Origin of the sequence: Geobacillus sp., assembly GCF_017515625.1 — a bacterium.
In the GTDB taxonomy this organism is placed as follows: Bacteria; Bacillota; Bacilli; order Bacillales; family Anoxybacillaceae; genus Geobacillus; species Geobacillus stearothermophilus.
In genome coordinates this window covers 1-5352 of record NZ_JAFWFM010000203.1, presented here as the reverse complement: position 1 = coordinate 5352, position 5352 = coordinate 1, and the positions used below count along the sequence as shown (strand labels likewise).

Below are 5352 nucleotides of genomic sequence, written 5' to 3'. Positions count from 1 at the left end.
TTTTGTCGAAAAATATTTTTTGGACACCCCTGAGGGGCCGAAAAGCCTTGATACATCAACATTTCTAGAGGGAGGAAAAGCGATGACAACATTCCAACTCGACAAAGCGCACAGCTCTGTCGCCTTCCAAGTAAGACATATGATGATCTCCAAAGCAAAAGGGGAATTCACCAACTTTGACGTTGAGGTCGAAGGCGACATCAACGAACTCGAGTCGCTGAAAATCAAAGCGACGATCGATGCCGCCTCGATCGACACGAAAAACGCCGACCGTGACAACCATCTCCGCTCGGCCGACTTTTTCGATGTCGAGAACTATCCAACCATTACGTTTGTCAGTGAATCCGTGCGCAAGCTGTCCGACACGGAATATGAAGTGACCGGGAAGCTGACGATCCGCGGCGTGACGAGAACGGAAACGTTCAAAGTCGAATACAACGGCCAAGTGAAAAACCCGCTCACCGGCGGCATCTCGGTCGGTTTTGATGTCGAAGGAACGATCAACCGCGAAGACTACGGATTGGTATGGAACGTCGCACTCGAAACCGGCGGATTCCTTGTCGGGAAAGAAGTCAAAATCCTAGCCAGCTTCGAATTTGCCTTGAGCTGAGCGACTCGAATCGAAACGCCCGTGGCATGTGCCGGGGGCGTTTGATCATCATCCCGAAAGGAAGGCTCTCGCTTCAAGCAAGGCGAAGAGAGGGAGTTTACTGCGCCGTATACCCGCCATCGATCACCACCGCCTGGCCAGTGATGCCTTTTGCTTGTTCGCCCGCCAAAAAGAGGACATAATGGGCGACTTCTTCCACTGACAGCAGCCGCCGCTGCGGCACAAGCGGGTAAATCACTTCCTCAAGCACCTTCTCAAGCGGCACGTTGCGGGTTGCCGCCAAGTCCGCGAGCTGGCCGCGGACGAGCTCGGTGTCCACATAGCCCGGGCAAAGGGCGTTCACCGTAATGCCGTATGGCGCCCCTTCTAACGCTGCCACTTTCGTTAAGCCGATCACCCCGTGCTTCGCGCTGTTGTACGCCGCTTTACCGGCAAACCCGACGAGTCCGTTGATCGATGCCATGTTGATGATGCGGCCATATCGCTGCTGTTTCATAACGGGAAACGCATGCTTGATGGCCAAAAATGGGCCGACAAGCATGACGCGGATGAGCTGTTCAAATTTTTCCGTCGGGAAATCCTCGATGTTCGCCACATGTTGCAATCCGGCGTTGTTCACGACAACATCAAGGCGCCCCGGTTGACGGCCTTGTTGATCGCTTGCTTACCTCTTGTTCAACCGTCACATCACATTTCACGCCGACCGCTTCATAGCCCAACTCCCGAAGCGAACGAGCAGCTTGCTCGACTTCTTCCTGACGCAAATCAACGAGCACCACGTTTGCACCATGTTCCGCCAGCGTTTTCGCCACTTCATACCCGATTCCCCGTGCTGCGCCGGTGATGAGTGCTGTGCGATGTTCCATCATTCCCTCCCCCCTGCTTCATCTGTTCGTACACCTCATCATACTGCTTCGTCAAGTCAAAATCGAGCTTCGTCAGCCCTTTCGCCCGCCATGAAGACAGTTTCACGGTAATGAGCTTGTAGTCGATCGAAATGAACGGTTGGTGGTTGGCGTTTTCCGAAATCGCGGCGATGCGCCGGACGAATTCAATGCCTTGCAAGTAGTCTTGGAAACGGTATTTTTCACAATCCATCGTTCATCCGTCAACTTCCAGCCGTCCGCTTTTTCAAGCAGCGCTTGCACTTCCTCTTCCGCTAGCCGCATCGTTATCCCTCACCCTCTATATTTTGAAATATGCCAGCCAGCGAAACCGTCAAATCAGCGAACAAAAACGAGACGAGCACATCGCCTTCGCCAAAGACGCTCCGCTTCTCATACCCTTTCTCACCGCGGCCGTACACTTCCACCGTCCGATGCAGCGGGTCGACGATCCAATATTCCTTGACGCCAAACTGTTCGTACAGCTTATATTTTTCGTTCCGATCTTTCAGCGCAGTGCTCGGCGAAAGCACTTCCACCACCAAGTCAGGCGGCCCATCGCAGCCTCGGCTGCCGATTTTGCTTTGATCGCAAATGACGGAGATGTCTGGCTGCACGACATGCTTGGTTTGTTCATAGTCGGCCTGTTCATCGAACCGCACATCAAACGGCGCCATGACAACCGCACATCCTTTTTCACGACAAAATGCCCGCAAAGCGACATACCATTCACCGACGATCGACTGGTAGACAAATGAAGGGGCCGGTGCCATGTTGTAAGGTACGCCGTTGATCAGCTCCCACCGTCCGTCCCACTTGACATAATCTTGATACGTATATCGTTCCTTTTGCCGCTCAGGCGGCTTCACGTCCATTCCCCCATCCGCTTGCTTTGCCCCTATTATACCATCGGACATCCGCAGCCGTCATACAACTCAAGAGCTTGCTCCTCAAAAAAAAAAAAAGAGCCATCCGATCGAGAGGGCTTTTTCGCAAAATACTCGTTTTAAGGCCGCAAAATCGCCAGTTGCTCGGCAAGCCGCAAATAAAAGGCGCGGATATCAAATGACGGATTCGGGTCAACGTCGATGATTTCCAAATGGTCGACGTTGTACGTCCCCATATCATTCCAAACTCCTTTTTTCAACGCCCCGTCATACGGTACGATCCGATCACTTGATCCACGTTTTGGACCGTTCATGGAAACCGTATTGACAATGCCATCGTTTTCAAGCCAGCGGTCGTCAATGCCAAGCGCCGCATTGCGGTACGAACCGAGAAACGGGGCGCAGACAATCGCGCTGAATGCGTTCATTCCGAGTTCGGGATAATAGTTGCCTGTCAGAGCTCCTCGATACGTCCGTTCGGTAGAAAAGCTCAAATAATACGTATTCGGGCTGGCTTTCACCCATCGATTCAACGTCTCAGCCCCGGGAACGGATAAATCGTAGCGGGCGGTATCGGTCGATGTCCAGACAGGGGAGCGCTTGAGCCGTTCAAAATAATGGTCGAACGATTCGCCTGGCTGGCGGCGCAGTCCCCATTGGTCGAGCTTAAAATCGTATATTTCGCTTGTGTACGGCGCGTTGCTGGCGACAGCCACCGCTTCCAGCACCGCTTTTTGCAAGTCAAAAAAGCGATTGGTGAAATCAACCATGTTGACAAGCGTCGTTCCGTCATGAGGGGTGGCGATGGTCGTCACGCTCAACACAAAACGATGTCCGCCTTCAAACAACGGCGACAACGACACGTTGTGCTCCTTGGCGTACTCCCGCTCTTCTTGGCTTCCGTTCTCCAGGAGTGACTGCACTCTGGCATGGCAGCGTTCCATCACGGCCTCGTACGGACGGTGGGCTATTCTTCTTTCATGCGCGCTAGCCGCCGCGCCTACGTGACTTCAGCGCTGCTTGCGTCTTGGACGGGGACGTATTTGGATTTGTATTTCGTGGGAAAAGGGCTGTATGCGTTCCCGAAACGGCCCTTTCCTTCTGTCTTTTCGATCGATATTTTCTTTACGGCCGTCGTTCTTCCGCTCGGCACCGTCTTCTTTCTTGCCCTCATGGAGCGGCTTAGCCGCCTTGGGCGCATGGGGCTCATCGCTGCATTGTCGGCATTGGCGGCCGCATTGGAGGCCAAAGCCGAGACGTACGGTTTGTTCACCCACATGGCCGAATAGAGCCATTGGTATTCAGTTGCCGGTTACGGTCTTTTTCTTTCAATAATATGGGAATTTTACCGCCGATTCCAAACGGTGGACTAGCCCAAATGGCGCATAAAGACAATGGCAGCGAGCAACGATAACGGGGAACAAACCGAAAAGACGAGCAGCTGCCGGATAGGAGGAATCCGATTGAGAAGAAAAAAAGCCGCATTCCTTTGCTTGGCTGTTATCGCCGCCAGCGTTGCCCTCATCGCCCAACCGGACACGGATGGAAAAGCATCCAAAACGGGCGGACGGGCCGTCATAACGATCTACTTGGCAGGCGATTCGACCGTCGCCGCCGCCCCCCGCTCCCGCGCTCCTCGGGCCGGATGGGGTGAAATGCTCGATGATTGGTTTGATGACAACGTCATGGTGAAAAATATGGCCGCTTCCGGCCGCAGCGCGAAAAGTTTTGTCGAAGAAGGACGGCTCTCCCGTATTTTGCGGGAAATGAAAAAAGGGGATTACTTGTTCATCCAATTCGGTCACAACGATGAAAAGGTGAACGATCCGGCACGCTACACCGAACCATTCACCTCCTACCAATCATACTTGAAACGGTATATTGACGGCGCCCGCACGAAAGGAGCAACCCCTGTCCTCATCACTCCGGTCGAGCGGCGGCGCTTTTCTGCCGACGGACGAGCGCTCAACTCGCATGGACTTTATCCTGCAGCCATGAAGGCGCTTGGGGAGAGAGAGCACGTTCCCGTCATCGATTTGACGGCAAAAAGCAGACAACGGTTTGAACAGCTCGGCCCGGAACAGACGAAACAGCTGTTTCTATGGCTTGCGCCCGGCGAGCATGCAAATTATCCGCACGGAATCGAAGACAACACGCATTTTCACAAACGAGGAGCGAAAGAAATCGCCCGGCTAGTCGTCGAGGGGATTATGGAGCTCAACCTCCCCCTCCGCCGCCACCTCATCCGTTCACCGGAACGGGAACATGCGCCAAGCCGCTAGGCCGGCTCAGCCCTGTCCCTCCACCGCAGCAGATCCATCGCTCATCCGCGAACTGCTGCCGCCGGCAACGCCTTTTTTTGGATTGCTGCCGGTGCCCGTCCGATCCCGGATGAGCAATCTTTTTGGTCCTTCACTCCCTCGCCCGACGCCGCTGACCGCCTACCGGGCGCTTTCGACAAACGACGCCTGACGGCCCGACGACAAATGATACGTTTTGTCCAGCAGGCGATGGTACATCGACGCGAGCACTTGCTGAAACAGCATGCCAAGCACGACCGGCACGCTCACCGGCGGCGGAAAGTACGACATACATAACAATACACATATTTCATTGGGAAGGGGACAGGAATCGGAACACGATATACCCCATCCCCCACCGCTTCAATGTTGACATGCGCCATCTCTTTCCCCTCTCCCTTGATTCTTTCCCTCAATCGACGACTACCGTTCAAGCTGCTCGCCAACAGACTCCAATATCTTTATATTTCGAATTTTCCTTTATTATGGTGCAAATTTCCTTGTTTTTCAAGAGAAAATGCCAATGACTGCCGCAAAAAAACAGAGCGCCGGCCGCCTTTCCCCTTCTTTTTACCACGCAGTTTACAAACTGGCGCTTACCCCTTTGCTTTTTCCAAAAGCAATGACGCATGATCAAAACACAAGGCGGGCCGCATGCGGCAAGGAACAAG

6 protein-coding genes and 4 pseudogenes are annotated in these 5352 nt (G+C 53.7%); 3 read left to right on the top strand and 7 right to left on the bottom strand.

The features are described from left to right. Positions 1–82 precede the first annotated feature (82 nt). The gene (locus IKE44_RS11715) at positions 83–610 is read left to right on the top strand and encodes a YceI family protein (protein WP_033017100.1); all 528 of its coding nucleotides are present in this window, start codon (positions 83–85) and stop codon (positions 608–610) included. A 97-nt stretch (positions 611–707) separates the two neighbouring features. Here the strand turns inward: IKE44_RS11715 and IKE44_RS11710 are convergent. The 4 genes and pseudogenes from IKE44_RS11710 to IKE44_RS11695 form a co-directional block, all read right to left on the bottom strand. Next, positions 708–1479: pseudogene (locus tag IKE44_RS11710) on the bottom strand (3-hydroxybutyrate dehydrogenase). Continuing rightward, a pseudogene (locus tag IKE44_RS11705) lies at positions 1424–1779 on the bottom strand (4a-hydroxytetrahydrobiopterin dehydratase). Before IKE44_RS11705 ends, IKE44_RS11710 begins: the two co-directional pseudogenes overlap by 56 nt. A gap of 2 nt (positions 1780–1781) precedes the next feature. After that, on the bottom strand, positions 1782–2369 hold the full coding sequence (locus tag IKE44_RS11700) for a Uma2 family endonuclease (protein ID WP_033017103.1): 588 nt from the start codon (positions 2367–2369) through the stop codon (positions 1782–1784). 131 nt (positions 2370–2500) lie between these two features. Continuing rightward, a complete protein-coding gene (locus IKE44_RS11695) occupies positions 2501–3304 on the bottom strand; it encodes a lipase-like domain-containing protein (RefSeq protein WP_287466005.1) in 804 nt (267 codons plus the stop codon). A 57-nt stretch (positions 3305–3361) separates the two neighbouring features. Between IKE44_RS11695 and IKE44_RS11690 the strand changes: the two genes are divergently transcribed. Both IKE44_RS11690 and IKE44_RS11685 read left to right on the top strand, forming a co-directional pair. Then, positions 3362–3670: a CBO0543 family protein gene (locus IKE44_RS11690; protein ID WP_287466003.1), complete on the top strand. Its 309-nt coding sequence runs from the start codon at positions 3362–3364 to the stop codon at positions 3668–3670. Positions 3671–3844: 174 nt separating this feature from the next. Beyond that, positions 3845–4663 carry a rhamnogalacturonan acetylesterase gene (locus IKE44_RS11685; protein ID WP_033017104.1) on the top strand — a complete coding sequence of 273 codons (819 nt, stop codon included), beginning with the start codon at positions 3845–3847 and terminating at the stop codon, positions 4661–4663. A 159-nt stretch (positions 4664–4822) separates the two neighbouring features. Here the strand turns inward: IKE44_RS11685 and IKE44_RS11680 are convergent. From IKE44_RS11680 to IKE44_RS11675, 3 genes and pseudogenes are all read right to left on the bottom strand, one after another. Then, positions 4823–4981, bottom strand: a pseudogene (locus IKE44_RS11680) (bile acid:sodium symporter family protein); the annotation flags it as partial. Further along, a pseudogene (locus IKE44_RS13890) lies at positions 4966–5064 on the bottom strand (MBL fold metallo-hydrolase); the annotation flags it as partial. The pseudogenes IKE44_RS11680 and IKE44_RS13890, both read right to left, overlap by 16 nt. 47 nt (positions 5065–5111) lie before the next feature. After that, a partial coding sequence (locus IKE44_RS11675; RefSeq protein ID WP_287466002.1) for a hypothetical protein occupies positions 5112–5352 on the bottom strand: 241 nt, incomplete at its 5' end.